The sequence below is a fragment of the Paenalcaligenes sp. DL 309 genome, assembly GCF_057475285.1.
The window spans coordinates 1-1,097 of the sequence record NZ_JBYBKW010000035.1; the positions used below are offsets into that span (position 1 = coordinate 1).

1 protein-coding gene is annotated in these 1,097 nt (G+C 41.8%); it reads left to right on the forward strand.

Going from position 1 to position 1,097, the window contains the following annotated elements:
- Positions 1 to 34 precede the first annotated feature (34 nt).
- Positions 35 to 1,090, forward strand: a complete 1,056-nt coding sequence (locus tag AC2UZJ_RS12500) for a PDDEXK nuclease domain-containing protein (protein WP_486950453.1) — start codon at positions 35 to 37, stop codon at positions 1,088 to 1,090.
- Positions 1,091 to 1,097 lie beyond the last annotated feature (7 nt).

A 1,097-nucleotide genomic window follows, 5' to 3' on the forward strand; every position in this document is an offset into this window, starting at 1 on the left:
TACAATTAATAAACGAAAAAATGTGAGGATAAAGATGAATGATGAAAAGAAAGTGGGGAGTGGGGTTGAACCGGGTCAATTAACAAGTTTAATAGAGCCCATTGCGCAGATTATTGAGCAAGCGCGTGGTGAGGTTCGTTATGCGGTTAACCAAGCCATGGTGCAAAGCTATTGGCAGATTGGGGAAATCATTGTTGAGCAGGAACAGCAAGGACAAGAGCGTGCAGAGTATGGGGCACAACAATTAAAACAGCTATCTACTGCACTTAGTAAGCGATTAGGTAAAGGTTTTGATGTAACGAACTTACGCAATATGCGTCGTTTTTACTTGGCTTTTCCAATTCGGGAGACAGTGTCTCTCGAATTGAGTTGGTCTCATTACAATGCGTTATCTCGCGTAGAAAGTGCGAGCGCTCGTGATTGGTATCAGCAAGAAGCCGTCACGCAAAATTGGAGCGTACGAGCTTTGGAAAGACAGATCAGCAAACTCTATTACGAACGCTTATTAGCTAGCAAAGATAAAGCCTTAGTCGAACAAGAGGCGAAAACACAGACAGAGGCTTTAGCAGAAAGCGTTCACGACTACTTGCGTGATCCTTACATCTTAGATTTTCTAAATCTACAAGATAAAACCTACCAAGAAAGTGAGCTAGAGCAGGCCATCATTAGTAATATCCAGCAGTTCTTACTGGAGCTAGGTAAGGGCTTTGCGTTTGTAGAGCGTCAACAACGTATTCGCTTTGATGATGAAGACTTTTATATTGATTTGGTATTTTACAACTTTAAGTTGAAGTGTTTCTTATTAGTCGATCTGAAGTTAGGTAAGTTAAAACATCAAGATGGAGGACAGATGGATACGTATGTACGTCTTTATGATGAGCAGCACAAAGGCGATGACGATAATCCAACCATTGGCTTAGTGCTATGTAGTGAAAAGAGTGAAGCAGTGGTTAAGTACTCGGTCTTAGCCGATAAAAAGCAATTGTTTTCCGCCAAGTACCTGCCTTACTTACCTACGGAAGAAGAATTGAAACAGGAGTTAGAGCGGGAACACGCTAATGCGATTCAGCAGCTGCAGACCAAAGAGTAGGAAATAA

Bases quoted from the DNA above. Each gene is read 5' to 3' on its own strand.
- AC2UZJ_RS12500 (WP_486950453.1), top strand. From the start codon at position 35: ATGAATGATGAAAAGAAAGTGGGGAGTGGGGTTGAACCGGGTCAATTA.